Here is a 25,099-nt window from a genome sequence, read left to right as displayed (position 1 = left end):
GGTTCGTGTTCTTTGTTAGTAATCCCGCGCCTGGGCGCGTTTTTCATTAATCATTTCAGCGACTTTACGGATACGTTCCGACAGCGCCGTCTGCGCCACGCCAACGTTCCACCAGCTACCGTATTTGTGGACCATGGTTTTCGGCAGTACTTTAATGTCGATAAGCGTGCTGACGGTTTCACGGCGAGCGGCATCCAGCGCGTGGCGAAGCTCATCGAGGGTGGTGACCCGCCAGGTCTTGCAGCCGTAGCCGGAAGCGATCGTGGCGAAATCCACCGGTACCAGCCCGCCCTGCAGCTGGCCGTTTTCCGCCGAGCGGTAGCGGAACTCGGTGCCAAAGCTATCCATACCGTGTTCCAGCTGCAGGTTGTTGATGCAGCCGTTAGCCATGTTGTCGAGCAGGATGACGTTGATCTTCGCCCGCTCCTGCAAGGAAGTGACCAGTTCAGAGTGCAGCATCATGAAGGAGCCATCGCCGACCAGCGAATAGACCTCGCTCTGCGGCTGCGCCAGCTTCACGCCGAGAGCGGCGTTGACTTCATAACCCATGCATGAGTAGCCGTACTCGACGTGATAGGTGTTCGGCGCCCGGTTGCGCCAGACGCGTTGTAAATCCCCCGGCAGGCTGCCCGCCGCCGCCACAATGACCGCATCCGCCGCCAGCGACTCGTTCAGCAGGCCAAGAACGCTGCTTTGCGTCAGGGTAGAATCCGTGATTTGACGGAATTCGCGATATACCGATTCACGGTCAATATGGTCATCAATTTCTGGTACGAAATCCGTTTCCTGCCAGACCGCCTGATAGACGCGCTGGGTCTCTTTCATCTGCCGGCTCTGCACGCTTGCAATCTGCGCGCCCCATTCTGCCTGCCAGGGCTCGTTCGACAGCGCAGCGCTGAGCGCGCTTAGCGCCTCGCGGGCGTCCGCCAGCATTGGGATGCCGTCCAGCTTCCAGGCATCAAAATTACTGACGTTAACGTTAAGAAAGCGCACGCCAGGGGATTGGAATATCCATTTCGAGGAGGTAGTGAAATCGCTAAAGCGTGTGCCGATACCGATGACCAAATCGGCCTCTTTCGCCAACAGGTTGGCAGCCAGACAGCCCGTTTCGCCAACGCCACCGACGTTCAGCGGATGCGATGAAACCACCGTGCCCTTACCGGCCTGCGTTTCCGCAAACGGAATGCCGTAACGTTCGGCGAAGCTCACCAGCGCATCGCCTGCCGCGGAATATTTCACGCCGCCGCCGCAGACGATGAGCGGTTTACGGCTGGCTTTAATTGCCGCTACCGCATCCGCCAACTGCGCCGCGCTTGGCGGACGGCGATCCAGACGGTGGACACGGCGGGCAAAAAAGGACTCGGGATAATCCCAGACTTCACCCTGCACGTCCTGCGGCAGACACAAGGTGACGGCGCCGGTTTCCGCCGGATCCGTCAGCACGCGCATGGCATTAATGCAGGCGCTCATGAGCTGTTCCGGGCGGATAATACGATCCCAGTACTTACTCACCGCGCGAAATGCGTCGTTAGTCGTGATACTCAGATCGTAGCTCTGTTCGATTTGCTGCAGTACCGGGTCCGGCTGGCGGGTGGCGAATACATCGCCCGGCAGTAATAACAACGGGATACGGTTGGCCGTTGCCGTCGCCGCGGCGGTGATCATGTTGGCCGCTCCCGGACCGATGGAAGAAGTGCAGGCAATGATCTGCCGGCGCAGTGACTGGCGGGCAAAGCCGGTGGCCGCATGGGCCATGCCTTGTTCATTACGCCCCTGGTAAACCCGCAGTTCGCCGCTGTTCTCTTCCAGCGCCTGGCCTAAGCCCAACACGTTGCCGTGACCAAAAATAGCGAAAATCCCTTTCACGAATTTCTGCGCTTCGCCGTCCACCTCCAGATACTGGTTATCAAGGAACTTCACCAGCGCCTGCGCCATTGTCAGTCTCAATTTGCCCATGTTGCCTAATCCTTATCGTTCAGTATTTGTCGTGTGAGTTAGCGCTTTGCTCGCCAAAGAAGATGGCGTAGGTGAGGGAAAGCCGTTAACGTCCACTGGAATATTTTTGGATTATAGGCAAACATTTTTTTCATTAAACACAAATACAGAAGAAATGTTTCATTTTGCGAGAAGGATCAAACTCTCTACCCATTTCACACGTTTCACTTACATCTCCTTCGCGAGCAGGTTTCCAAACAAAAGAGGAAAAACAAGATTATCTACATGAAAATTATGGATAATATTGATATTAAAAAAAGGGGGACATGGGTAAACGGGACGCAGACAGCATGTATGAGCAGGCAGCTGCTCAGCCGCGCAGAGTGGTAGATCCTTCACACTTTTGGTTTTTTAATTTCGATTAGATTTGAAAATGAAATATTTATTTCTCAAACTAGAGATAACTAATAACCATCAGGCTGTTCACGGCAGACTGTCACTCATGCGACCTTCTCCTGGCAGCAGATTTGCAAAAGGAAACCCTAGCGATGAATGCAGCAGTTAAGCGGCTCGACGTCATCTGTATTGGCCGGGTGGCCGTCGATCTCTACGCCCAGCAGATAGGGGCACGGTTGGAAGATGTGGCCAGTTTCGCCAAGTATCTCGGCGGCTCCTCGGGCAACGTCGCCTTTGGTACCGCCATTCAGGGATTAAAATCGGCAATGCTGGCGCGGGTGGGCGATGAGCACAACGGCCGGTTTCTGCGTGAAACCCTCCGCCGCGCAGGTGTCGATACCGAATATCTGATCACGGATAAAGAACGGCTGACCGCATTGGTGATGCTGGGCATTAAGGATCAGGATACCTTCCCGCTGATTTTCTACCGCGACAACTGCGCCGATATGGCGCTGACGCCTGACGATATCAATGAGGAGTACATCGCCTCTTCACGCGCTCTGGCGGTGACCGGCACCCACCTTTCACACGCCAATACCCGAGACGCGGTACTGAAGGCGCTGGAATACGCCCGCCGCCACGGCCTGCGTACCGCGCTGGATATCGATTACCGTCCGGTGCTGTGGGGGCTTACTTCGCTGGGCGACGGTGAAACGCGTTTCATTGAATCCGGACCGGTGACCCGCCAGCTGCAGGAAGTTCTGCATCTGTTCGATTTAGTCGTGGGCACCGAAGAGGAGTTTCATATTGCCGGCGGCAGTACCGACACCCTCACCGCGCTGAAAAACGTGCGCCACGCCACTAACGCGACGCTGGTCTGCAAGCGCGGGCCGATGGGTTGCGTGGTGCTGGAAGGCGCGATCCCGGATAGCTGGGATAGCGTCCCGCTGCAGCAGGGCGTTCGCGTCGAGGTGCTTAACGTGCTCGGCGCCGGCGACGCCTTTATGTCCGGCCTGCTGCGCGGCTGGCTGAATGATGAAGGCTGGGAACAGGCCTGCCGCTACGCCAACGCCTGCGGCGCGCTGGTGGTTTCGCGCCACGGCTGCGCGCCGGCGATGCCGACGAAAGTCGAACTTGATGATTATCTATCGCGGGCAGATGCCGTTCCGCGCCCGGATATCGATGCGCGGCTCAATCACTTGCACCGGGTGACCAGCCGCCGCCAGCCGTGGCCAGAGCTATGTATCTTCGCCTTTGACCACCGCAAACAACTGGCGGACCTGGCGTTAGAAACCGGCCGCGATCCGGCCTGCATTCCCCGGCTCAAGCTGCTACTGTTGGCAGCCGCCGAAGCCGCAGCCGCTGAGGCCGGGCTTGAACAGCGTAGCGGTATCCTGGCCGACGGCACCTACGGCCAGCGTGCGCTTAACGCCATTACCGGTAAAGGCTGGTGGATCGGCCGGCCGATCGAGCTCCCCAGTTCACGTCCGCTGCGCCTTGAGCATGGCAATATTGGCTCGCAGCTGATCGACTGGCCGCTGGAGCACGTCGTCAAATGTCTGGTCTTTTACCATCCGGACGATCCGGCGGCGCTGCGCGCCGAGCAGGACGCGCTGCTGCTGGAAGTATGGCAGGCCTGTAATAAGTCCGGACACGAGCTGCTATTGGAAGTGATCCTGCCGGAGAACGGACCGGACAAAGACGAACGCCACTACCACACTATGCTGGAGCACTTCTATCAGTTGGGGATCCAGCCGGACTGGTGGAAACTGCCGCCGCTGGCCAGCGCCCAGTGGGAGCGGATCTCAGCGCTTATCGAGCGCGAAGATCCATGGTGCCGGGGCATCCTGCTCCTGGGGCTGGATGCCCCATCGGATCGCCTGCGTTCAGGTTTCGCCGAAGCGGCCGGACACCCGATGATCAAGGGTTTTGCCGTCGGCCGCACCATCTTTGGCCAGCCTTCGCGCCGCTGGATGCAGGGCGAACTGGATGACGCCGCGCTAATCGATGAAGTGAAGCGTAACTATTTGCGGCTCATCGGCTACTGGCGCGAAGCGCGCGGCTAACCTCCTTCAGGCCCGCCTCTTCCTTGAAAATGGCGGGCCTGCGGTTTCTTCGTGAAATGAATCGCGTATTTCATCGCAAAAAATGAAAAATTCGCTTCATTTGGTACACTGGAAGCCATATTCCTTCCATTTTCTCAGAGCGCAACTTATGGCTAATAATCCGACCCAACTGACCATCCTGCAGGATGAAATCAGACGGCGCTACGACACGCTCAGCAAACGTCTGAAGCAGGTGGCGCGCTATATACTGGATAACAGTAATAGCGTTGCTTTCGATACCGTAGCCTCCATTGCGCAACAGGCTGACGTTCCGCCCTCAACGCTGATTCGCTTCGCTAACGCCTTTGGCTTCAGCGGCTTTAACGAAATGAAGCAGATGTTCAGGCAGCATCTGATGGAAGAGACCGCCAACTACACCGAGCGCGCGCGTCTGTTCCGCCAGACCACTAACGACGAAACGACGCCGCCGGAAACGCCGACGGAAATCCTCAACATGTTCAGCATGGTCAATACCCAGGCGCTGCAGCAACTGGCAATGCAGACCTCCGGCGAAGACCTCAACCGGGCGGTAGATTTACTGGCGGATGCGGAAAATATCTATGTTATCGGTCTGCGTCGTTCGTTCAGCGTCGCCTCTTACCTGACCTACGCGCTGCGCCATCTGGATCGCAAAGCCTTCCTGATCGACGGCCTCGGCGGGATGTTCACCGAGCAGCTCAGTCTGGTGGGGCCGAAGGATGTGGTTGTGGCGGTGAGTTTCTCGCCCTACGCCCGTGAAGTGGTGGAGCTGGTTGAGCTTGGCGCCCAGCGCAAGGCGCGACAAATCGCCATTACCGATAGCCAGGTAAGCCCGCTTGCCGCCTTCAGTGATGTGTGCTTTGTGGTGCGTGAAGCGCAGGTAGATGGTTTCCGTTCGCAGGTGGCCTCGCTGTGCCTGGCGCAGACGTTGGCGGTATCGCTGGCATTGAATAGCAGCAAAGAGCCGCAGCAGCACCGCGCCTGATTACCCGTTGCGCTACGCTGTAAACAACGGCAATCAACAGACAAAAAAGCCGGGGACATCCCCGGCTTTTCTCGTTTATCGCGCACTATGAATAGCGATCGCTGTTGATCCAGGCGTGATCGTCTTCCCAGGTAAATAGCCACTTACGATCCGGCCCCGCCATTACGTTCAGATAGTAGCTGTTGTAACCGGCGATCGCCGCTACCGGATGGTAGCCGCGCGGCACCATCACCACATCATGGTTATAGGGCGCCATACAGGCATCCAGGCTGCGGTCATCGGTGTACACTCGCTGAAAGGCAAAGCCTTGCGGCGGATCGAAGCGGTGGTAGTAGGTCTCTTCCAGCTGGGTTTCCTGCCCCGGCAGCGCGGTATCGTGCTTGTGCGATGGCCAGGAGCTGGTCGCCCCTTCTTCGGTGTAGACTTCCACCACCAGCAGGCAATCCGCCTGGGCGTTATCCGGCAGAATATTGTGCACCAGGCGCTGGTTGCGCCCTTTACCGCGATGCTCTACGCCGACATCCTCAGGCCGTATCACTCGCGCCGGGAAGCTGCCTTTGCCCGGCGCGCTGCAAACCGCCAGCTCAAGATCGGAATCTGCAGTGACCTCGACCTTATCGTGCGGCGGCACATAGACCGACCACGGCGGCGTACGCTCGAATGGCGACATGCGTTTACCGAGGTCGGGAAAATCGGCGTGCTGAGTTTTGATCGAGGCTAGCCCGGAAACCAGTACCAGACATAGCTCACGATCACCGCTCTCCAGGGTCACGGTTTGCCCCTGTTTTAACATCCAGACATCAAAGCCAATATAATGCCACCCCGCGCTCTGCGGGGTGATGTGCTGGATATGTCCCTCTTTTTGCGCTTTAGCCAATAACGACATAGCGTTCTCCTTCGCCGATTAACCTAACGTCGGCATACTGAATTCAGATACGGTTTGCTGCCCCTGCGGCCAGCGCACGGTGGCAGTTTTCATACGGGTATAGAAGCGAACGCCGTCAGGCCCGTGGACGTTCAGCGCGCCAAATACCGAGCGCTTCCAGCCGCCAAAGCTATGGAAGGCCATCGGCACCGGCACCGGTACGTTGACGCCAACCATGCCGGCCTGTACATCATGAACGAACTCGCGGGCGGTATGACCATTGCTGGTAAAGACGGCGCTGCCGTTACCAAATTCGTGGCTGTTAACCAGCGCCAGCGCGCTTTGGTAATCAGCGACGCGGACGATCCCCAGCACCGGGCCAAAAATCTCTTCACGCCAGATGGTCATTTCCGGAGTGACATGGTCAAACAGCGTACCGCCAACGTAATATCCGTCCTCATGCCCGGCCACGCGAAGCCTGCGGCCATCCACCACCAACGACGCCCCTTCGCTGACGCCCTTATCAATATAGCCAAGTACTTTTTTCTGATGCGCTTCGGATACCACCGGCCCCATTTCGTTTTCGTCTTTACCGCGCAGGCAGCCGGGACCGACTTTCAGCGACTCGACTAATGGTTTCAGGCGGGCGATTAACTTATCTGCGGTCTCGTCACCGACGGCCACCACTACCGGCAGGGCCATACAGCGCTCGCCTGCGGAACCATACGCGCCGCCCATGATGGCATTCACGGTCGCATCAAGATCGGCGTCCGGCATCACGATGGCATGGTTTTTCGCCGCGCCAAACGCCTGGACGCGTTTTCCGTGAGCGCTGGCGGTTTTATAGATATATTCCGCTACGCCAGATGAACCGACAAAGCTGACGGCGGCAATACGCGGGTCGGTATAAAGCTGTTCGGCATCTTCATTGCTGCAATGGATGACGTTAAAGACGCCATCCGGCAGACCGGCTTCTTTCAGTAACTCAGCCATGCGTACCGCCGCGGTCGGCGCCAGCGCCGGTGGTTTCAGCACGAAGCTGTTGCCGCAGGCCAGCGCGATGGGGAACATCCACATCGGCACCATCGCCGGGAAATTAAATGGCGTTATCCCCGCCACCACGCCCAGCGGCTGCATGAGCGAATAGCTGTCGACGCCGGTACCCACGTCGGAAGAAAACTCACCTTTAATGAGATGCGGAATACCGCAGGCAAACTCAACCACTTCCATGCCGCGGGTCAGCTCGCCCAACGCATCGGACCACACTTTGCCGTGCTCGCTAACGATAATTCCCGCCAGTTCATCGACGTGCTGTTCGAGCAGCATTTTAAAATTGAACAGCACGCGGGCGCGGCGCAACGGCGTGGTGCGGGACCAGCTGTCAAAAGCGTCGCGAGCGACCTGGATTGCGTCGGAAACCTCCTGCGCGGTGGAAAGCGTGACTTCGCGAACTACATCGCCAGTGGCCGGGTCGTACACCGGCATCGTTTCGCGGCTGCTGCTGGTTACCGTTTTCCCACCAATAAAGTTACCTGTGATAGTCATCTTCTCGCCTCATAGTGTAGAAGGCCGTTCAAGTTACGGCCCGTCGCTGATTGTGCTGTGCTATAACCGTAGTAAAATGAAATTTATATTTCAATAAACAGATAAAATGAAATTCCACTTTGGTGATAGCTGTCGCATTTTTCAGCAAGCCTGTCTCTATGTGATTTCATATCACAGCGGTAGAGATGGTGAGAATTTCTGCGGTTATTGTTGATGTAAACCATGAAATAGCGCAGCAACTATTTTGCGATCGTGCTCAAATAACCATCATTTCATCCATTGCCAATGATGAAATAAACATTTTAACTATCTGGCAATCGAACTAAACCAGTCAACATCTTGTCAGGAGTGTCAAATGGCCATTGCCCTGCAGCGTTTCTGTATCAATCGTAAAATTGCGCCGTCGCTCAGCATTGAGGCGTTTTTCCGTCTGGTGAGCGAACTCGGGCTGCATAAGGTCGAGCTGCGTAATGATTTACCCAGCGGTAAAGTCACCGACGCGCTTACCCACCAGCAGGTGCGCAGGCTGGCCGACCGTTACCAGCTTGAAATTCTGACGATCAACGCCGTCTATCCATTCAACCGCCGCAGCGCTGAAGTACGTCAGCTGACGGAGTCGCTGCTAAAAGAGGCGCAGGCTATTGGCGCCAAATCGCTGGTGATGTGCCCGTTAAATGATGGCACCGCTGTAGCGCCGCAAGAAACGCTTGCCGCTATGCGCGAGTTGGCGGCGCTGTTCGAACAATATGGCATTCAGGGCCTGGTCGAGCCGCTTGGGTTCCCACAAAGTTCTCTACGCTCTGCGGTTCAGGCTCAGGCACTCATTCGCGACGCCCAGGTGCCGTTTAAACTGTTAATTGATACTTTCCACCATCACCTCTATCCACAAGCTGAAGAGGAATTCAGCCAGCTGGACATTACTGATATAGGCCTGGTGCATCTCTCCGGCGTCGACGATCCCCGCCCGCGAGAACAGTTGACCGACGACGAGCGCATCATGCTGACACCACAAGATAGGCTGCTGACCTGCCAGCAGGTAAAACATCTCGAAGCCCGCGGATATCGTGGCGATTACGCCTTCGAGCCTTTCGCCCCGCAGCTGGCGTCATGGCGTGAAGAGGATATTCGCCGCGAGATTGAACAGAGCATTGCGCTGATTCAACGCCACTGCGCGTGAGATTAAACGTTGAGAGTTATCGATTTCCTCCCTCTTTTTGCTGTCAGGTTGCCTATAATCGACGCAGGATAAATGGAGGAATCGATCATGAGCTCACCCCTGCTAATTGCACGCACGCTGGACAAACAGCTCCATCTGCTGCCGGCAATGGCCAACCGTCACGGCTTAATTACCGGCGCCACCGGCACCGGTAAAACCGTTACTCTGCAAAAGCTGGCGGAGTCGTTTTCTGAGATCGGCGTGCCGGTCTTTATGGCCGATGTGAAAGGCGACCTGACCGGTATCGCGGAGGCAGGCCAGAGCTCTGAGAAACTTCAGGCGCGTCTGGAAAAAATCGGCGTTACCGACTGGGAGCCGCACGCCAATCCGGTGGTTGTTTGGGATATCTTTGGTGAAAAGGGCCACCCGGTGCGCGCCACGGTGTCTGACCTCGGCCCCCTGCTGCTCGCCCGCTTGCTCAACCTGAATGAAGTACAAAGCGGCGTGCTGAACATTATTTTCCGTATCGCTGACGATCGCGGTCTGCTGCTGCTCGACTTTAAAGATCTTCGCGCCATTACCCAGTTTATTGGCGATAACGCCAAAGCTTTCCAGAATCAGTACGGCAACATCAGCAGCGCGTCGGTAGGCGCTATCCAACGTGGTCTGTTGACCCTGGAGCAGCAAGGCGCAGAGCACTTCTTCGGCGAACCGATGCTGGATATTCAGGACTGGATGCGTGTCGATGCCAGCGGTAAAGGGGTGATTAATATCCTCAGCGCCGAAAAGCTCTATCAGATGCCAAAGCTTTACGCCGCCAGCCTGCTGTGGATGCTCTCCGAACTCTACGAGCGCCTGCCGGAAGCCGGCGACCTCGAAAAACCGAAGCTGGTGTTCTTCTTCGACGAAGCCCACCTGCTGTTTAACGATGCGCCGCAGGTACTGCTGGATAAAATCGAGCAGGTGATTCGCCTTATCCGTTCTAAAGGGGTCGGCGTCTATTTTGTCTCGCAGAATCCGTCGGATATCCCGGATGCCGTGCTCGGCCAGTTGGGCAACCGCGTGCAGCATGCCCTGCGAGCCTTTACCCCGAAGGATCAAAAAGCGGTGAAGACCGCCGCCCAGACCATGCGCGCCAATCCGGCGTTCAGTACCGAGCAGGCCATTCAGGAGCTCGGTACCGGCGAAGCGCTGATCTCCTTCCTCGACGAAAAAGGCAGTCCGTCGGTAGTTGAGCGTGCGATGGTCATCGCCCCATGTTCACGTATGGGGCCGGTCAGCGATGATGAGCGTAATGGCCTGATTAACCACTCGGCGCTGTACGGCAAGTATGAAGAAGAGATTGACCGCGAGTCGGCCTTCGAAATGCTGCAAAAAGGGGTGCAGGTCGCCACAGAGCAGCAGTCGGCGCCGCCGGCAAAAGGCCAACAAACCGGCGATGACGACGGGCTGCTCGGCAGACTGAAAGATATTCTGTTCGGCACGACCGGCCCGCGCGGCGGTAAACGAGACGGTATCGTACAGACCGCGGCCAAAAGCGCCGTACGTCAGGTCACCAACCAGATTGTCCGCGGCATGCTGGGCAGCCTGCTTGGCGGAAGGCGCCGTTAACGTCAGTGTCGAGCCCCGGATTGCGGCGCGCTGCGTCCGATCCGGGCGACAACAATACAGGGCATTACATTGCGGATAGCCACTCAAACGGCAGGCACAAAAAACCCGGCGTTGCTTGCGCTTGGCCGGGTCATTTATCGAACTACGCTTTTCTCATCATCAGCCAAAGGCTTATCAGGAAGAAGCTTGCGCTTGGCAGCAGCGCGCCGATGATTGGCGGTATGCCGTAAACCAGCGTCAGTGGGCCAAATATCTGATCGAGGACGTAGAAGATAAAGCCGAAGCTAATCCCGGTAACGACCCTCACGCCCATCGCCACGCTCCGCAATGGACCAAAAATAAACGACAGCGCCATCAGCATCATCACGGCCACCGACAGCGGCTGGAAGATTTTGCTCCACATGTTGAGCTGGTAACGGCCCGGATCCTGACCGCTGGACTTCAGATAGGTCACGTAGTTATGCAGGCCGCTGATTGACAGCGCATCCGGATCCAGCGCAACCACGCCGAGTTTGTCCGGCGTTAGTTTGGTCTTCCAGGTACCGCTGACCATCTGGGTGCCGGTTACCTGCTTCGGATCGGTCAGGTCGGACTCATCAACCTGCGACAGACGCCAAACCTTAGCTTCATTATCAAACTTAGCGGAAGCGGCATAGCGAACCGATTGCAGACGACGGTTGTCGTTAAACTGGTAGATGCTCACCCCGCCCAGCTCATCGTTGCCCTTCACCCGCTCAATGTAGACAAAATTATGCCCGTCTTTCGCCCACAAACCCTGCTGGGTCGACAGCAGCGAACCGCCGTACATCTGCTGCGCACGGTAGTTGCGCGCCATCTGTTCGCCCTGCGGCGCCACCCATTCACCCATCGCCATGGTCAACAACACCAGCGGGATCGCCGTTTTCATCACCGCCAGCGCCACCTGCATTCGGGTAAAGCCGGAAGCCTGCATCACCACCAGTTCGCTACGCTGCGCCAGCATCCCCAGCCCCAGCAAAGCCCCAAGCAGGGCCGCCATTGGGAAGAAGATTTGCACATCTTTTGGCACGCTGAGAATGGTATAGAGTCCTGCTCCCAGCGCATCATAGCTGCCCTGCCCGGCTTTTTTCAGCTGGTCGACAAACTTAATAATGCCGGAGAGCGACACCAGCATGAACAGCGTCATCATGATGGTGTTAAAAATGGTTTTACCGATATAGCGGTCAAGTACGCCAAACGCCTGCATCACACCGCTCCTTTATTAAACCGGGCACGGAAACGACGCATCGGCACCGTATCCCACAGGTTAAGCAGCACCGCCAGCGCGAAGTAGAGCAGGTTCACGCCCCACATCCAGATGGCGGGGTCCATTTTGCCTTTACCCGCGTTCGATTTGATCGACGTTTGCAGCAGGAAGAACACCAGATACAGCAGCATCGCCGGCAGCATAGACAGCACGCGGCCCTGACGCGGGTTCACCACGCTGAGCGGGACAACCATCAGCGCCATCATGAACACCGCCGCCACCAGCGTGAAGCGCCAGTGCAGTTCGGCGCGGGCGCGATCGGTGTCGGTACGCCACAGGGTGCGCATATTCATCTGTTCGGTGTCGCTGGGATCGGCCGCTACCGCCTGATGGCCAATAACCGCCTGGTAGTTTTTAAAGTCGGTAATACGGAAATCGCGCAGCATCGCCGTGCCTTCAAAACGCGTCCCCTGGGTCATGGTGACCACCTGGGAGCCGTCTTTTTTCTGCGACAGCTCGCCGGAGTCCGCCACCACCACGGAAGGACGCGCGTTGCCTTTAGGCCGCAGTTGCGCCAGGAACACGTCGTTGAAGCGGTTGCCGTTGACGTTTTCGATAAACAGCACCGCGCTGCCGTCGCTGGCCTGCTGGAACTGGCCCTGAGCCAGCGCCGCCATTCCAGGGTTAGCTTTGGCTTCCGCCAGTACTTCGTCCTGATGGCGCGACGACCACGGCCCCGCCCACATCACGTTGACCGCCGCGACGGCGCCGGTAAACAGGGCGAGGATCATCGCCGCCTTAATCAATACGGCTTTACTTAAGCCGCAGGCGTGCATCACCGTAATTTCACTTTCGGTATACAGTTTGCCGAGCGTCATCAACAGCCCGAGGAAAAGACTCAGGGGCAGAATGAGCTGCGCCATTTCCGGTACGCCCAGCCCTAACAGCGAGAGCACCAGGTTGGTCGGGATATCGCCATCTACCGCGGCGCCGAGGATCCTGACGAGTTTCTGACAGAAGAAAATCAGCAACAGGATGAATAGGATCGCCAACTGGCTTTTCAGCGTCTCACGAACCAGATATCTTATGATTATCACTATAAATACGCCCGTAAAAACCCGTCTTATTGCAGGAAAATTGCTTGTTTCATGGCTTAAACGTCATTTATTCTCTTTTGTCGTCGAAAACATCGCTAAGATTAAATGACTCATCGGTTCTGCGTATCAGGATCTTTTCTGACGAACCAAAGCCGTAATAACGTTAAGATTAACACGAAGTCACCGCAACAGCGGACATGAGTTACGAAAGCTTGCAATTATATACTCAATGGATTTCGAGTTGTAGAAAGGCGGCAGGACTGTGAAGCCCCGGTGCGGCATCAGCCAGCGTCAGGGGTAAGCAGGCGTAGCCAACGCATCTGCAACTGGAAAGGCGACGAGTATAGCCGTAGCCACCACTGTTGTCTTTAAGATTCAGGAGCATAGTGCATGGAGTTCAGTGTAAAAAGCGGTAGCCCGGAGAAGCAGCGGAGTGCCTGTATCGTGGTCGGCGTCTTCGAACCACGTCGCCTCTCCCCCATCGCCGAACAACTCGATAAAATCAGCGACGGTTACATCAGCGCCCTGCTGCGTCGCGGCGAGCTCGAAGGCAAGCCTGGCCAGACCTTGTTACTGCACCATGTGCCGAACATCCTGTCTGAGCGCATTCTGCTCATCGGCTGTGGTAAAGAGCGCGAACTGGATGAACGTCAGTATAAACAAGTTATTCAGAAAACCATTAATACTCTGAATGACACTGGTTCGATGGAAGCCGTCTGCTTCCTGACCGAACTGCACGTTAAAGGTCGCAACAACTACTGGAAAGTTCGCCAGGCCGTTGAAACCGCCAAAGAGACGCTTTACAGCTTCGATCAGTTGAAGACCAACAAAAGCGAGCCGCGTCGTCCGCTGCGTAAAATGGTCTTCAACGTGCCGACTCGCCGCGAGCTCACCAGCGGCGAACGCGCCATTCAACATGGCCTGGCGATCGCAGCCGGTATCAAAGCGGCGAAAGACCTCGGCAACATGCCGCCGAATATCTGTAACGCGGCTTACCTTGCTTCCCAGGCGCGCCAGCTGGCCGACACTTACAGCAAGAATGTTATCACCCGCGTGATCGGCGAACAGCAGATGCGCGAGCTGGGCATGAACTCCTATCTCGCCGTCGGTAACGGTTCGCAGAACGAGTCGCTGATGTCGGTCATCGAGTATAAAGGCAACCCGTCTGAAGACGCGCGCCCTATCGTGCTGGTCGGTAAAGGCCTGACCTTCGACTCCGGCGGTATCTCCATCAAGCCTGCCGAAGGCATGGACGAGATGAAGTACGACATGTGCGGCGCGGCGGCGGTTTACGGCGTAATGCGAATGGTTGCCGAGCTGCAGCTGCCGCTCAACGTCATCGGCGTGCTGGCGGGCTGTGAAAACATGCCTGGCGGCCGCGCGTATCGCCCGGGCGATGTTCTGACCACCATGTCCGGACAGACCGTTGAAGTGCTGAATACCGATGCCGAAGGCCGTCTGGTGCTGTGCGACGTGTTGACCTACGTTGAGCGCTTCGAACCGGAAGCGGTTATCGATGTCGCAACGCTGACCGGCGCCTGCGTGATTGCCCTCGGTCATCACATCACCGGCCTGATGTCGAACCATAACCCGCTGGCTCATGAGCTGATCGGCGCCTCCGAACTGGCCGGCGACCGCGCATGGCGTCTGCCGCTGGCCGACGAGTTCCAGGATCAGCTGGAGTCCAACTTTGCGGATATGGCCAACATCGGCGGCCGTCCTGGCGGCGCGATTACCGCTGGCTGCTTCCTGTCACGCTTCACCCGCAAGTACAACTGGGCACACCTCGACATCGCCGGTACCGCCTGGCGTTCCGGGAAGGCCAAAGGCGCAACCGGTCGTCCGGTGGCGCTGCTGTCTCAGTTCCTGCTCAATCGTGCGGGTTTTAACGGCGAAGAGTGATTGCCGTCTGATGCCCGGTGGCGCTACGCTTACCGGGCCTACGGAAAGATGCCGTTTGTAGGCCGGGTAAGCGTAGCGCCACCCGGCTTTGCATTTAAATCCACAACAAGAAGCCCCATATATGAAAAACGCAACGTTCTATCTTCTGGACAACGAAGACACCGTCGACGAGCTCAGCGCCGTCGAACAGCTGGTGTGTGAAATTGCCGCAGAACGTTGGCGCAACGGCAAGCGCGTACTGATCGCCTGTGAAGATGAACAGCAGGCTATTCGCCTCGACGAAGCGCTGTGGACGCGGCCGCCGGAGAGCTTTGTGCCGCATAACCTGGCGGGCGAAGGCCCGAGAGGCGGCGCGCCGGTAGAAATTGCCTGGCCGCAAAAGCGCAACAGCAGTCCGCGGGATATTCTTATCAGCCTGCGGCTAAACTTTGCAGATTTTGCCACCGCTTTCACAGAAGTGATAGACTTTGTCCCTTACGAAGATTCTCTGAAACAACTGGCGCGCGAACGCTATAAAGCGTACCGCATGGCTGGTTTCAACCTGAACACGGCAACCTGGAAATAATGGAAAAGACATACAACCCACAAGATATCGAACAGCCGCTTTACGAGCACTGGGAAAAGCAGGGCTATTTCAAACCGAATGGTGATGAAAGCCAGGAGAGCTTCTGCATCATGATCCCGCCGCCGAACGTCACCGGCAGTTTGCATATGGGTCATGCCTTCCAGCAAACCATCATGGATACCATGATTCGCTACCAGCGCATGCAGGGTAAAAACACCCTGTGGCAGGCCGGTACCGACCACGCGGGTATCGCCACCCAGATGGTGGTTGAGCGTAAGATTGCCGCTGAAGAAGGTAAAACCCGCCACGACTACGGTCGCGATGCCTTCATCGATAAAATCTGGCAGTGGAAAGCGGAATCCGGCGGCACCATTACTCGCCAGATGCGCCGCCTCGGCAACTCCGTAGACTGGGAGCGCGAGCGCTTCACGATGGACGAAGGCTTGTCCAACGCGGTGAAAGAGGTCTTCGTTCGCCTGTACAAAGAAGACCTGATTTATCGCGGCAAGCGCCTGGTGAACTGGGACCCGAAACTGCGCACCGCCATCTCTGACCTGGAAGTAGAGAACCGCGAATCGAAAGGTTCCATGTGGCACATCCGCTATCCGCTGGCCGATGGCGCGAAAACCGCTGACGGTAAAGATTACCTGGTGGTCGCCACCACTCGTCCGGAAACCCTGCTGGGCGATACCGGCGTGGCCGTAAACCCGGAAGACCCGCGCTACAAAGACCTGATTGGTAAATTCGTGGTGCTGCCGCTGGTTAACCGCCGCATTCCGATTGTTGGCGACGAACACGCCGACATGGAAAAAGGCACCGGCTGCGTGAAAATCACCCCGGCGCACGACTTTAACGACTACGAAGTTGGCCGCCGTCATCAGCTGCCGATGATTAATATTTTGACCTTTGATGGCGACATCCGCGAAAGCGCGGAAGTCTATGACACCAAAGGCAACGAATCCGACGTTTATTCCAACGAGATCCCGGCTGAATTCCAGAAGATGGAACGTTTTGCCGCGCGTAAAGCGATGGTTGCCGCTGTCGACGCGCTGGGCCTGCTGGAAGAAATCAAACCGCACGACCTGACCGTGCCTTACGGCGACCGCGGCGGCGTGGTTATCGAACCGATGCTGACCGACCAGTGGTATGTGCGTGCCGACGTGCTGGCCAAGCCGGCAGTTGAAGCCGTTGAGAATGGCGACATTCAGTTCGTGCCGAAGCAGTACGAAAACATGTACTTCTCCTGGATGCGCGATATTCAGGATTGGTGTATTTCCCGTCAGCTGTGGTGGGGTCACCGCATCCCGGCATGGTATGACAACGACGGCAACGTCTATGTTGGCCGTAGCGAAGACGAAGTGCGTCAGGAAAACAACCTGAGCGCCGACGTTGCCCTGCGTCAGGACGAAGATGTTCTGGATACCTGGTTCTCTTCCGCGCTGTGGACCTTCTCCACCCTCGGTTGGCCGGAAAACACCGACGCGCTGCGTCAGTTCCATCCGACCAGCGTGATGGTCTCCGGCTTCGACATCATCTTCTTCTGGATTGCCCGCATGATCATGATGACCATGCACTTCATCAAAGATGAAAACGGCAAGCCGCAGGTTCCGTTTAAGACCGTCTACATGACCGGCCTTATCCGCGACGACGAAGGCCAGAAGATGTCCAAATCCAAGGGTAACGTCATTGACCCGCTGGATATGGTTGACGGTATCACCCTGCCGGAGCTGCTGGAGAAACGTACCGGCAACATGATGCAGCCGCAACTGGCGGAAAAAATCCGCAAGCGTACCGAGAAACAGTTCCCGAACGGCATCGAGCCGCACGGCACTGACGCCCTGCGCTTTACCCTGGCGGCGCTGGCCTCTACCGGCCGCGACATCAACTGGGATATGAAGCGTCTGGAAGGTTACCGTAACTTCTGCAACAAGCTGTGGAACGCCAGCCGCTTCGTGCTGATGAATACCGAAGATCAGGATTGCGGTTTTAACGGCGGCGAGATGGTGCTGTCCCTGGCCGACCGCTGGATCCTGGCTGAATTCAACCAGACCGTGAAAGCGTACCGCGAAGCGCTGGATAACTTCCGCTTCGACATCGCCGCGGGCATCCTGTATGAGTTCACCTGGAACCAGTTCTGCGACTGGTACCTCGAACTGACCAAGCCGGTCATGAACGGCGGCAGCGAAGCGGAACTGCGCGGCACTCGCCATACGCTGGTGACCGTGCTGGAAGGTCTGCTGCGCCTGGCGCACCCGATTATTCCTTTCATCACCGAGACCATCTGGCAGCGCGTGAAGGTCATTTGCGGTATTAACGCTGACACCATCATGCTGCAGCCGTTCCCGCAGTATGAGGCTTCTCAGGTTGATGAAGCGGCGCTGGCGGATACCGAATGGCTGAAGCAGGCGATCGTTGCCGTACGTAACATCCGGGCGGAAATGAACATTGCTCCGGGCAAGCCGCTGGAACTGCTGCTGCGCGGCTGCAGCAGAGATGCCGAGCGCCGTGTTAACGACAACCGTAGCTTCCTGCTGAACCTGGCGCGTCTGGAAAGCATCACCGTGCTGCCTGCCGATGATAAAGGTCCGGTTTCCGTGACTAAGATTATCGACGGCGCCGAGCTGCTGATCCCGATGGCGGGCCTTATCGACAAAGAAGCCGAGCTGGCGCGTCTGGCGAAAGAAGTGGCGAAAGTCGAAGCGGAAATCGGCCGTATCGAAAGCAAGCTGTCCAATGAAGGTTTTGTGGCCCGCGCGCCGGAAGCGGTTATCGCCAAAGAGCGTGAGAAGCTGGAAGGCTATGCGGAAGCGAAAGCGAAACTGATTGAACAGCAGGCGGTGATCGCCGCGCTGTAATAGCTCGCCAAAGCATAAAAAGCCGGAGCTTGCTCCGGCTTTTTTACATTATAAGAACGGCAGGTTAGGTAAAAAACCGCTGAACAATTTGCCAGGTACTGGTGGTTTATGGGCCTCATCTTGCTGCAGGTCGAGCGTTTCAACGTCACCCATTACCTCGGTGTTGGCGGCAATATAGCGCATCAAATTAATCTTTAACCAGGGGTACGCCAGACCCAATGTCAGCAGAGAAAGAAACGTCAGAGCCAATAAACGCGGGGCAAGACCAAAAAACGTCAGAGTAGAACGAAAATGAATGCTGTCGCCAAGCACCAAATTATTCCACGCGTGATTACGTAAAGCTACCCGGATATACGTCATGGCTAACACGATGCCGATGGTGAGAAATAAATTTCCTCCTGCCACCGTTCCAAGATGCCGTAATGCCATAAACAGAACCGTATTTTCATTACACAAGCCGAACATACATCCTGTAATCATTTGCATGAATGCGGAAATGAAAAACCCGAAAAACAGTATAATAAATGGCAATATAATTACCATTGCCCATAAAAAAGCCACGACGCAACGCTTAGTGCTAATATAAATATTAAATTTATTTTTGCCTAAGCTTGCGCCTTTGCCGATCAGTTCAAGCCAGTGGCTGTAAACCACCCCGCTGGCGACGGCCATCACACACAGCGCCAGTAAAACCAGCGCAACGAAACCCACTAGCATGTCATTTATGCCTGAACCTAACCAGATACGACTTCCAGGAATAGCGAGGATCAACACCGTTAGTACGACTATCAGCAAAGGTAACCCAAGCATAATCCACCATGCGCGCAGCAGATTACATTTAAACCCGAAACGAATATTAGCGAATGAGGTCATATTCGCGTGGTAGCTTAACCCCTTCATTACCATGACTGGCAGCAGGATAAGATATGCTAACGTCACCCATTCTTCGCTGCCGTGAGAGAAAATGGCAAGCGCCAGACTGAGTAAAACCAGCACGATAAACATTAGCAGCCAGCTAAGTAAAATCGTGAAACCCTTCCCGTGGTAAGCAAAACGGTTACCGTTAACCTCCATATTTTCACAAAGGTAACGGCGACTACGTACCCATGCCCAGGGAATGAATATCCCTAAAGTAATTACTGACAGTATAATATTGACCAAACAAATAAAGAAATAGGCGCGAGCCCGTCCGTGAAAGACAAAATAATGACTAGCACGCGGCTTCTTCCCTAAAGTAATATCCATAACCCCGCCATCCTTGTACTTTAAATTATATATATAAATAATAAGTCAGAATAACCATCATTAAATATGCAGAATATATTATTTTGAAATTACTCGGCAATATATTTATGCACGCCTTGCGTCGGTTAAAGAATAATGGTATTAAAACAATGTATGGTTATTTAAGCTAAAATTGAGTGATTCTATGAATCTTGCTGCGCCACAGACCTTTACTTTACGCCGCATTACGGCGGCAGATAATGCCGCCATCGCCCAAGTTATCCGCCAGGTCTCCGCGGAATACGGCCTGACCGCCGATAAAGGCTATACGGTCGCTGATCCCAACCTGGATGAACTCTATGAACTTTATAGCCAACCGGGCTCCGCCTATTGGGTTGTGGAGCAAAATGGCGAAGTGGTTGGCGGCGGCGGCGTGGCGCCGCTCTCGTGTAGCGAGTCCGATATCTGTGAGCTGCAGAAAATGTACTTTATGACCGCGGCGCGCGGCAAAGGGCTGGCGAAAAAGCTGGCGCTGATGGCGATGGATCACGCCCGCGAGCAGGGTTTTAAACGCTGCTATCTGGAGACCACCGCTTTTTTGAAAGAGGCGATTGCCCTTTATGAACATCTCGGATTTGAACACATCGACGGGCCGCTGGGCTGCACCGGCCACGTCGATTGTGAAGTGCGGATGTTGAAAACGCTGTAACGCCTCGATATTGCAGGCGTCCGCGGTAGCGATACGCTTAGCGGGGCTACAGTTCGGTAGCCCGGCTAAGCGTAGCGCTAGCCGAGGGATGTCCCGGGCTCGCGGTGCCGTTTTTTTTGTCGGGTGGCGGCTAACGCCTGACCCGACCTACGGCCCGTACCATTACGAGCTGAAGCTCTCAACGCTATCTCTCCCCATGACTCCTGAAACTGCCAGTATTAGTGGCTACCGAGTCCAAAAATCGCTGGCTACGGCGCCGTCGGTACGCCGCTGTGGAAGCGGAACTCGGGCTCCGGGCGGAGAATCAATGCCGCTTCCGCCTCGCCAAGCTGGCGTACGCGCTCGCTGATATCTCCCCCCGCTATCTTCTGCGCCAGGTCCAGGTAATCCTGATAATGCCGGGCCTCGGAGCGCAGCAGCGACAGATAAAACTTCTGGAGATCATCATCCAGCCACGGCGCCAGCGCGGCAAAACGCTCGCAGGAGCGCGCTTCGATATAAGCGCCGCAAATTAGCTTATCGATCAGCATCACCGGCTCGTGCGATCGCACCTCCCGGCGCATACCGCGGGCATAGTTGCTAGCGGTGATTTTGACGTAAGGGATATCCCGCGCCAGCATGATCTCACGTACCTGCCAGAAGTGATGCAGCTCCTCTTTGATCAACAGAATCATGCTGTCGAGCAACTGGCTGCCCCACGGGTCGTTGGTTCGCGGCATAGCGCTTTTGTTGATCCGTTTATGCAGAGCGACAAAATCTGGCTCCGGCCCACGGCGATAGGTAAAGTCTTCGTACGGTTTCAGGCATTCCAGCAGCTCGTCGGCGCCGTCTTTATCGGCGACGTAGCGGCGTACCAGCAGCATGGCGTTTTGCGCCGCTTTCAGCTCGCATACCATATGGTCGGTCAGCAGCAGCGGCAGGTTTTCCGGTTTACGGGCTTCGTCAATCCACGCCTGCGGCGTAGGACAGTGAAGAAATGCTAAAATCGGGGAGAGTATTTGCGGGTAATCCATTAAAGCTCCAGGCTATACCCTAATCAGGACGGGTATATACGGCGGCAGACGCCGCCGTATCCGTTGACGACTTAGTGGCGTACGCCGTTGTCGTCTTCGTCAATTAAATCTTCGTCATCTTCGCCGTCATCGTCTTCACCGTTCGGGTCTTCGTAGTAGGTACCCCAACCGTCGTACTCAACGTTGAATTTTTCCGCCAGGTTCATCAGCTGTTCAACCTGGGCGTCGATCAGATCGGCGTTAAGCGCGCTTTCGCTCAGGATATCGCAGCAGATCACCACTTCGCCTTCTTCGACTTCCAGCTCTTCCGGCTCGGTGACTTCATAACCCATCTTGAAGGCCTCTACCGCCACTTTTTCCAACGTTTCGAAATCATCGGCAGAGAGATGATGCTCAATGGTATACAGCGCGTCCGGATCGCTGCCATCTTCCAGCAGCTCTTCGATAATCAGACGCGTTTCCTCACGCTGTTCTTCCAGTAGTTCCGGGTTTGCCATGGCTCGTTCCTCATAATGTGCGGCAGATACTCCTATTGTCACATACCGCCGTGATTGCCTCCACCTTCTGTGTAAAAGATTTCTAACTCGGGGTTGCAAATGAATATTCATACATATAAAGTGAATTTTAATTCAATAGTGGCGTTTGCCAGGTGAGGGAATTATGTCCGCGTTATATCAGAAGCATTTCTTGAGATTACTGGATTTTACTGCTGCAGAAATTACCGGCCTTGTCGACCTGGCCGCGCAATTAAAAGCCGATAAGAAAAACGGCATCGAGGCCCAGAAACTGAAGGGCAAAAACATCGCGCTCATCTTCGAAAAAGACTCAACCCGCACACGATGCTCTTTCGAAGTTGCCGCTTACGACCAGGGCGCCCGCGTGACCTATCTCGGTTCCAGCGGAAGCCAAATCGGCCACAAAGAATCCATGAAAGATACCGCCCGCGTGCTGGGCCGCATGTATGACGGTATTCAGTATCGCGGCTACGGCCAGGAGCTGGTGGAAACCCTGGCGGAGTATGCCGGCGTGCCGGTGTGGAACGGCCTGACCGATGAATTCCACCCGACGCAGCTCCTGGCCGACCTGCTGACCATGCAAGAGCACCTGCCGGGTAAGGCATTTAATGAAATGACGCTGGTCTACGCCGGCGACGCGCGTAACAACATGGGTAACTCCATGCTGGAAGCCGCCGCGCTGACCGGACTGGATCTGCGTCTGGTGGCGCCGAAAGCCTGCTGGCCGGATGAAGGTTTAGTGGCGGAATGCACTGCGCTGGCGAAAAAGCACGGCGGCAATATTACCCTGACGGAAGAAATCGCCGCGGGCGTAAAAGGCGCCGATTTCATTTATACCGACGTGTGGGTGTCGATGGGCGAGGCGAAAGAGAAATGGGCGGAGCGTATCGCCCTGCTGCGCGGTTACCAGGTGAATAAAGCCATGCTGCAATTGACCGGCAACCCGCAGGTGAAATTCCTGCATTGTCTGCCCGCGTTCCACGATGACCAGACCATTCTCGGCAAACAGATGGCGGCGGAGTATGGACTGCACGGCGGCATGGAAGTGACCGATGAAGTCTTTGAATCGCCGGCGAGCATCGTCTTCGATCAGGCGGAAAACCGTATGCACACCATCAAAGCGGTGATGGTGGCGACGCTTGGAAAATAGCCATTAACCAAGGTAGATTCCCGGATAGCGCCAGGCGTATCCGGGCTACCCGTTTTAAGCCATCAATACCTTCACCACCGCTTTACGCACCTTCGCCGGCGCCCCGACCGCACAGAGCGGTTTATGCACTTCGCCTGGATAAAACACCACAAAATCCCCCTCGTTAAGGATAACGGTTTTCTCCTGCGCTCCCTCGGCGAGGAAGGCGATGTCTTTGTCCGCCAGCCAGTCAGTCTGCGGCTCGCCTGCGGGTAAGGTGCTGAAGGTCATCCCTTCCTGACCACGCAGCACAATCTGGATATCCAGATAGCGGGCGTGATACTCGGCGCGACGTTCGGCCTGCGGTTCGGTGCTGTCTTCAGAAATCAGATAGAACAGATTGTTGCCGTCGATATCGTGCTTGCCGAGCGGCGTCGCCTCGTTGACGTGAGCCTTAACATGCTCAATCGCCTGACGCAGCGCGTCTGGCAGCCAGGATTGCAGATGATGAATGTTGCCGATAATCATAAGAGCCCTCAAATATAAAACAGCTTTTCATTTTTGTTTTATACGCCGCTTACCACTGCCAGACCACATTTTTATCGCGGTTTTTTGCGCTGGCGCAGCCTTCGCAGGCAAACGTTTCCCTGATTGTGGATTAATCGCTTGATTGCTCATCAAAGCTGCGTATAATGCCAGCCGTTTTGCCGGGAGGAAATATGGTCAATTGCGTACGACATTGCTGTGTCTTACCGCGTCTGAAAGCAGGCGCTGGCCTGGCGTTTTTCTTTCCGTTGCTCAATGAATTCTCGAAGCCCCTTATTTAAGGGGCTTTTTTTTTGCTCAGGCGTCAGGAGATAAGCATGGCTAACCCGCTATATCAAAAACATATCATTTCCATAAACGATCTCAGCCGCGAAGACCTCGAACTGGTGCTGGCGACGGCCGCAAAGCTGAAAGCCAATCCGCAACCCGAGCTGCTGAAGCATAAGGTTATCGCCAGCTGTTTCTTTGAAGCCTCCACTCGTACTCGTCTCTCTTTTGAAACCTCCATGCACCGCCTCGGCGCCAGCGTGGTCGGCTTCTCCGACAGCAGCAACACCTCGCTCGGTAAGAAAGGCGAAACCCTGGCCGACACCATTTCGGTTATCAGCACCTACGTCGATGCTATCGTGATGCGCCATCCGCAAGAAGGCGCCGCGCGTCTGGCAACCGAATTCTCCGGCGGCGTGCCGATTCTCAACGCCGGCGACGGCGCCAATCAGCATCCGACACAAACCCTGCTCGACCTGTTCACCATTCAGGAAACTCAGGGCCGCCTTGAGAATCTTAATGTCGCGATGGTCGGCGACCTGAAATATGGCCGTACCGTACACTCGCTGACCCAGGCGCTGGCCAAATTCAACGGCAACCGCTTTTACTTCATCGCCCCGGACGCGCTGGCGATGCCGCAATATATTCTCGATATGCTGGATGAAAAAGGCATCGCCTGGAGCCTGCATAGCGCCATCGACGAAGTGATGGCAGAGGTCGATATTCTGTATATGACGCGCGTGCAGAAAGAGCGCCTTGACCCATCGGAATACGCCAACGTGAAGGCGCAGTTCATACTGCGCGCCGCGGATCTCGAAGGCGCGCGCGCCAACATGAAAGTGCTGCACCCGCTGCCGCGCGTTGATGAAATCACCACCGATGTCGATAAAACGCCGCACGCCTGGTACTTCCAGCAGGCAGGCAACGGCATCTTCGCCCGCCAGGCGTTACTGGCACTGGTATTGAATAGCGAGCTGGCACAGTAAGGGGGAATGAGAGATGACACACGACAATAAACTGCAGGTAGAAGCCATTAAGCGCGGCACCGTGATCGACCATATCCCGGCCCAGGTCGGCTTCAAACTGTTGACCTTGTTCAAGCTGACCGAAACCGACCAGCGCATCACCATCGGCCTGAACCTGCCATCCGGTGAGATGGGCCGTAAAGATTTGATTAAAATCGAGAACACCTTTCTGACCGATGAGCAGGTCAATCAGCTGGCGCTGTATGCGCCGGACGCAACGGTTAACCGTATTGATGATTACGAAGTAGTGGGCAAATCCCGCCCGAGCCTGCCGGAGCGCATCAACAGCGTGCTGGTCTGCCCGAACAGCAACTGCATCAGTCACGCTGAGCCGGTTTCGTCGAGTTTCGCAGTGAAAAAACGCGCCGATGACATTGCACTCAAATGCAAATACTGTGAAAAAGAGTTTTCCCATTATGTGGTGCTGGCCAACTAATTGCGGTTGGTATT

Annotated in this window: 21 protein-coding genes; 12 read left to right on the top strand and 9 right to left on the bottom strand. The window is 55.9% G+C overall.

What is annotated here, in order from left to right; all coding sequences use genetic code 11:
• Positions 1-15: 15 nt before the first annotated feature.
• Positions 16-1,956 (bottom strand): 3D-(3,5/4)-trihydroxycyclohexane-1,2-dione acylhydrolase (decyclizing), encoded by a 1,941-nt coding sequence (iolD, locus tag AC22LX_RS20130; protein WP_487334168.1) that lies wholly within the window; start codon positions 1,954-1,956, stop codon positions 16-18.
• Positions 1,957-2,483: 527 nt separating this feature from the next.
• On the opposite strand from iolD, the gene AC22LX_RS20125 reads away from it, so the two are divergent.
• Together AC22LX_RS20125 and AC22LX_RS20120 are read left to right on the top strand one after the other, a co-directional pair.
• The gene (locus AC22LX_RS20125) at positions 2,484-4,397 is read left to right on the top strand and encodes a bifunctional 5-dehydro-2-deoxygluconokinase/5-dehydro-2-deoxyphosphogluconate aldolase (RefSeq protein WP_045394717.1); all 1,914 of its coding nucleotides are present in this window, start codon (positions 2,484-2,486) and stop codon (positions 4,395-4,397) included.
• 148 nt (positions 4,398-4,545) lie between these two features.
• Positions 4,546-5,400, top strand: a complete 855-nt coding sequence (locus AC22LX_RS20120; protein ID WP_015368536.1) for a MurR/RpiR family transcriptional regulator — start codon at positions 4,546-4,548, stop codon at positions 5,398-5,400.
• Between the two features lie 85 nt (positions 5,401-5,485).
• Here AC22LX_RS20120 and iolB read toward each other — a convergent pair whose 3' ends face one another.
• Together iolB and AC22LX_RS20110 are read right to left on the bottom strand one after the other, a co-directional pair.
• On the bottom strand, positions 5,486-6,286 hold the full coding sequence (gene iolB, locus AC22LX_RS20115) for a 5-deoxy-glucuronate isomerase (protein ID WP_015368537.1): 801 nt from the start codon (positions 6,284-6,286) through the stop codon (positions 5,486-5,488).
• Positions 6,287-6,304: 18 nt separating this feature from the next.
• Positions 6,305-7,810: a CoA-acylating methylmalonate-semialdehyde dehydrogenase gene (locus tag AC22LX_RS20110; RefSeq protein WP_015368538.1), complete on the bottom strand. Its 1,506-nt coding sequence runs from the start codon at positions 7,808-7,810 to the stop codon at positions 6,305-6,307.
• 355 nt (positions 7,811-8,165) lie between these two features.
• On the opposite strand from AC22LX_RS20110, the gene AC22LX_RS20105 reads away from it, so the two are divergent.
• Both AC22LX_RS20105 and AC22LX_RS20100 read left to right on the top strand, forming a co-directional pair.
• Complete coding sequence (locus AC22LX_RS20105) at positions 8,166-8,987, top strand: TIM barrel protein (protein WP_487334167.1); 822 nt, start codon at positions 8,166-8,168, stop codon at positions 8,985-8,987.
• Positions 8,988-9,074: 87 nt separating this feature from the next.
• Positions 9,075-10,577 (top strand): helicase HerA-like C-terminal domain-containing protein, encoded by a 1,503-nt coding sequence (locus AC22LX_RS20100; RefSeq protein WP_487334166.1) that lies wholly within the window; start codon positions 9,075-9,077, stop codon positions 10,575-10,577.
• 142 nt (positions 10,578-10,719) lie between these two features.
• On the opposite strand, the gene lptG is transcribed toward AC22LX_RS20100, so the two are convergent.
• Entirely contained in the window at positions 10,720-11,802 is a 1,083-nt protein-coding gene (gene lptG, locus AC22LX_RS20095; protein WP_045394714.1) for an LPS export ABC transporter permease LptG, read from the bottom strand.
• Positions 11,802-12,899: an LPS export ABC transporter permease LptF gene (lptF, locus tag AC22LX_RS20090; RefSeq protein ID WP_045394713.1), complete on the bottom strand. Its 1,098-nt coding sequence runs from the start codon at positions 12,897-12,899 to the stop codon at positions 11,802-11,804. Before lptF ends, lptG begins: the two co-directional genes overlap by 1 nt.
• A gap of 390 nt (positions 12,900-13,289) precedes the next feature.
• Here lptF and pepA point away from each other — a divergent pair, with 390 nt between their 5' ends.
• The 3 genes from pepA to AC22LX_RS20075 all read left to right on the top strand — a co-directional run bounded on the left by pepA (position 13,290) and on the right by AC22LX_RS20075 (position 18,221).
• Positions 13,290-14,801 (top strand): leucyl aminopeptidase, encoded by a 1,512-nt coding sequence (gene pepA, locus AC22LX_RS20085; RefSeq protein WP_008807121.1) that lies wholly within the window; start codon positions 13,290-13,292, stop codon positions 14,799-14,801.
• A gap of 121 nt (positions 14,802-14,922) precedes the next feature.
• A complete protein-coding gene (gene holC, locus AC22LX_RS20080) occupies positions 14,923-15,366 on the top strand; it encodes a DNA polymerase III subunit chi (protein ID WP_020079783.1) in 444 nt (147 codons plus the stop codon).
• Positions 15,366-18,221 carry a valine--tRNA ligase gene (locus tag AC22LX_RS20075; protein ID WP_049060380.1) on the top strand — a complete coding sequence of 952 codons (2,856 nt, stop codon included), beginning with the start codon at positions 15,366-15,368 and terminating at the stop codon, positions 18,219-18,221. Before holC ends, AC22LX_RS20075 begins: the two co-directional genes overlap by 1 nt.
• Before the next feature lie 48 nt (positions 18,222-18,269).
• Here AC22LX_RS20075 and AC22LX_RS20070 read toward each other — a convergent pair whose 3' ends face one another.
• Positions 18,270-19,466 carry a YjgN family protein gene (locus AC22LX_RS20070; protein ID WP_080986069.1) on the bottom strand — a complete coding sequence of 399 codons (1,197 nt, stop codon included), beginning with the start codon at positions 19,464-19,466 and terminating at the stop codon, positions 18,270-18,272.
• Positions 19,467-19,650: 184 nt separating this feature from the next.
• On the opposite strand from AC22LX_RS20070, the gene AC22LX_RS20065 reads away from it, so the two are divergent.
• Positions 19,651-20,154 carry a GNAT family N-acetyltransferase gene (locus AC22LX_RS20065; RefSeq protein ID WP_045394710.1) on the top strand — a complete coding sequence of 168 codons (504 nt, stop codon included), beginning with the start codon at positions 19,651-19,653 and terminating at the stop codon, positions 20,152-20,154.
• Positions 20,155-20,402: 248 nt separating this feature from the next.
• Here the strand turns inward: AC22LX_RS20065 and miaE are convergent, their stop codons facing one another.
• Both miaE and rraB read right to left on the bottom strand, forming a co-directional pair.
• Positions 20,403-21,167: a tRNA isopentenyl-2-thiomethyl-A-37 hydroxylase MiaE gene (miaE, locus tag AC22LX_RS20060; protein ID WP_032709717.1), complete on the bottom strand. Its 765-nt coding sequence runs from the start codon at positions 21,165-21,167 to the stop codon at positions 20,403-20,405.
• Positions 21,168-21,238: 71 nt separating this feature from the next.
• Positions 21,239-21,664, bottom strand: coding sequence for a ribonuclease E inhibitor RraB (gene rraB, locus AC22LX_RS20055; protein WP_015368550.1), 426 nt, complete (start codon positions 21,662-21,664; stop codon positions 21,239-21,241).
• Between the two features lie 163 nt (positions 21,665-21,827).
• Between rraB and argF the strand changes: the two genes are divergently transcribed.
• Positions 21,828-22,832, top strand: a complete 1,005-nt coding sequence (gene argF / locus AC22LX_RS20050; RefSeq protein ID WP_213292845.1) for an ornithine carbamoyltransferase — start codon at positions 21,828-21,830, stop codon at positions 22,830-22,832.
• Positions 22,833-22,886: 54 nt separating this feature from the next.
• On the opposite strand, the gene AC22LX_RS20045 is transcribed toward argF, so the two are convergent.
• Positions 22,887-23,339 carry a YhcH/YjgK/YiaL family protein gene (locus tag AC22LX_RS20045; RefSeq protein WP_046883302.1) on the bottom strand — a complete coding sequence of 151 codons (453 nt, stop codon included), beginning with the start codon at positions 23,337-23,339 and terminating at the stop codon, positions 22,887-22,889.
• A 164-nt stretch (positions 23,340-23,503) separates the two neighbouring features.
• On the opposite strand from AC22LX_RS20045, the gene AC22LX_RS20040 reads away from it, so the two are divergent.
• Genes AC22LX_RS20040 through pyrI form a run of 3 tightly spaced genes read left to right on the top strand, consistent with a single transcriptional unit; the run spans position 23,504 to position 25,085 of the window.
• Positions 23,504-23,638 carry a pyrBI operon leader peptide gene (locus AC22LX_RS20040; RefSeq protein WP_072201274.1) on the top strand — a complete coding sequence of 45 codons (135 nt, stop codon included), beginning with the start codon at positions 23,504-23,506 and terminating at the stop codon, positions 23,636-23,638.
• A gap of 36 nt (positions 23,639-23,674) precedes the next feature.
• On the top strand, positions 23,675-24,610 hold the full coding sequence (gene pyrB / locus AC22LX_RS20035; protein ID WP_045394707.1) for an aspartate carbamoyltransferase: 936 nt from the start codon (positions 23,675-23,677) through the stop codon (positions 24,608-24,610).
• 13 nt (positions 24,611-24,623) lie between these two features.
• Positions 24,624-25,085, top strand: a complete 462-nt coding sequence (gene pyrI, locus AC22LX_RS20030; RefSeq protein WP_015368555.1) for an aspartate carbamoyltransferase regulatory subunit — start codon at positions 24,624-24,626, stop codon at positions 25,083-25,085.
• The last annotated feature ends 14 nt before the right edge of the window (positions 25,086-25,099 follow it).

This window comes from Klebsiella sp. PK01 (assembly GCF_057624675.1).
The sequence above is the reverse complement of the archived record's forward strand: the minus strand, read 5'-3'. Positions and strand labels throughout refer to the sequence as shown.

Coding starts and splice junctions, on each gene's coding strand:
- AC22LX_RS20040 (WP_072201274.1), top strand. CDS start 23,504: ATGCCAGCCGTTTTGCCGGGAGGAAATATGGTCAATTGCGTACGACAT.
- AC22LX_RS20075 (WP_049060380.1), top strand. CDS start 15,366: ATGGAAAAGACATACAACCCACAAGATATCGAACAGCCGCTTTACGAG.
- rraB (WP_015368550.1), bottom strand. CDS start 21,664: ATGGCAAACCCGGAACTACTGGAAGAACAGCGTGAGGAAACGCGTCTG.
- iolB (WP_015368537.1), bottom strand. CDS start 6,286: ATGTCGTTATTGGCTAAAGCGCAAAAAGAGGGACATATCCAGCACATC.
- AC22LX_RS20125 (WP_045394717.1), top strand. CDS start 2,484: ATGAATGCAGCAGTTAAGCGGCTCGACGTCATCTGTATTGGCCGGGTG.
- AC22LX_RS20070 (WP_080986069.1), bottom strand. CDS start 19,466: ATGGATATTACTTTAGGGAAGAAGCCGCGTGCTAGTCATTATTTTGTC.
- pyrB (WP_045394707.1), top strand. CDS start 23,675: ATGGCTAACCCGCTATATCAAAAACATATCATTTCCATAAACGATCTC.
- AC22LX_RS20065 (WP_045394710.1), top strand. CDS start 19,651: ATGAATCTTGCTGCGCCACAGACCTTTACTTTACGCCGCATTACGGCG.
- lptG (WP_045394714.1), bottom strand. CDS start 11,802: ATGCAGGCGTTTGGCGTACTTGACCGCTATATCGGTAAAACCATTTTT.
- miaE (WP_032709717.1), bottom strand. CDS start 21,167: ATGGATTACCCGCAAATACTCTCCCCGATTTTAGCATTTCTTCACTGT.
- AC22LX_RS20110 (WP_015368538.1), bottom strand. CDS start 7,810: ATGACTATCACAGGTAACTTTATTGGTGGGAAAACGGTAACCAGCAGC.
- holC (WP_020079783.1), top strand. CDS start 14,923: ATGAAAAACGCAACGTTCTATCTTCTGGACAACGAAGACACCGTCGAC.
- AC22LX_RS20100 (WP_487334166.1), top strand. CDS start 9,075: ATGAGCTCACCCCTGCTAATTGCACGCACGCTGGACAAACAGCTCCAT.
- AC22LX_RS20045 (WP_046883302.1), bottom strand. CDS start 23,339: ATGATTATCGGCAACATTCATCATCTGCAATCCTGGCTGCCAGACGCG.
- argF (WP_213292845.1), top strand. CDS start 21,828: ATGTCCGCGTTATATCAGAAGCATTTCTTGAGATTACTGGATTTTACT.
- iolD (WP_487334168.1), bottom strand. CDS start 1,956: ATGGGCAAATTGAGACTGACAATGGCGCAGGCGCTGGTGAAGTTCCTT.
- AC22LX_RS20120 (WP_015368536.1), top strand. CDS start 4,546: ATGGCTAATAATCCGACCCAACTGACCATCCTGCAGGATGAAATCAGA.
- AC22LX_RS20105 (WP_487334167.1), top strand. CDS start 8,166: ATGGCCATTGCCCTGCAGCGTTTCTGTATCAATCGTAAAATTGCGCCG.
- pyrI (WP_015368555.1), top strand. CDS start 24,624: ATGACACACGACAATAAACTGCAGGTAGAAGCCATTAAGCGCGGCACC.
- pepA (WP_008807121.1), top strand. CDS start 13,290: ATGGAGTTCAGTGTAAAAAGCGGTAGCCCGGAGAAGCAGCGGAGTGCC.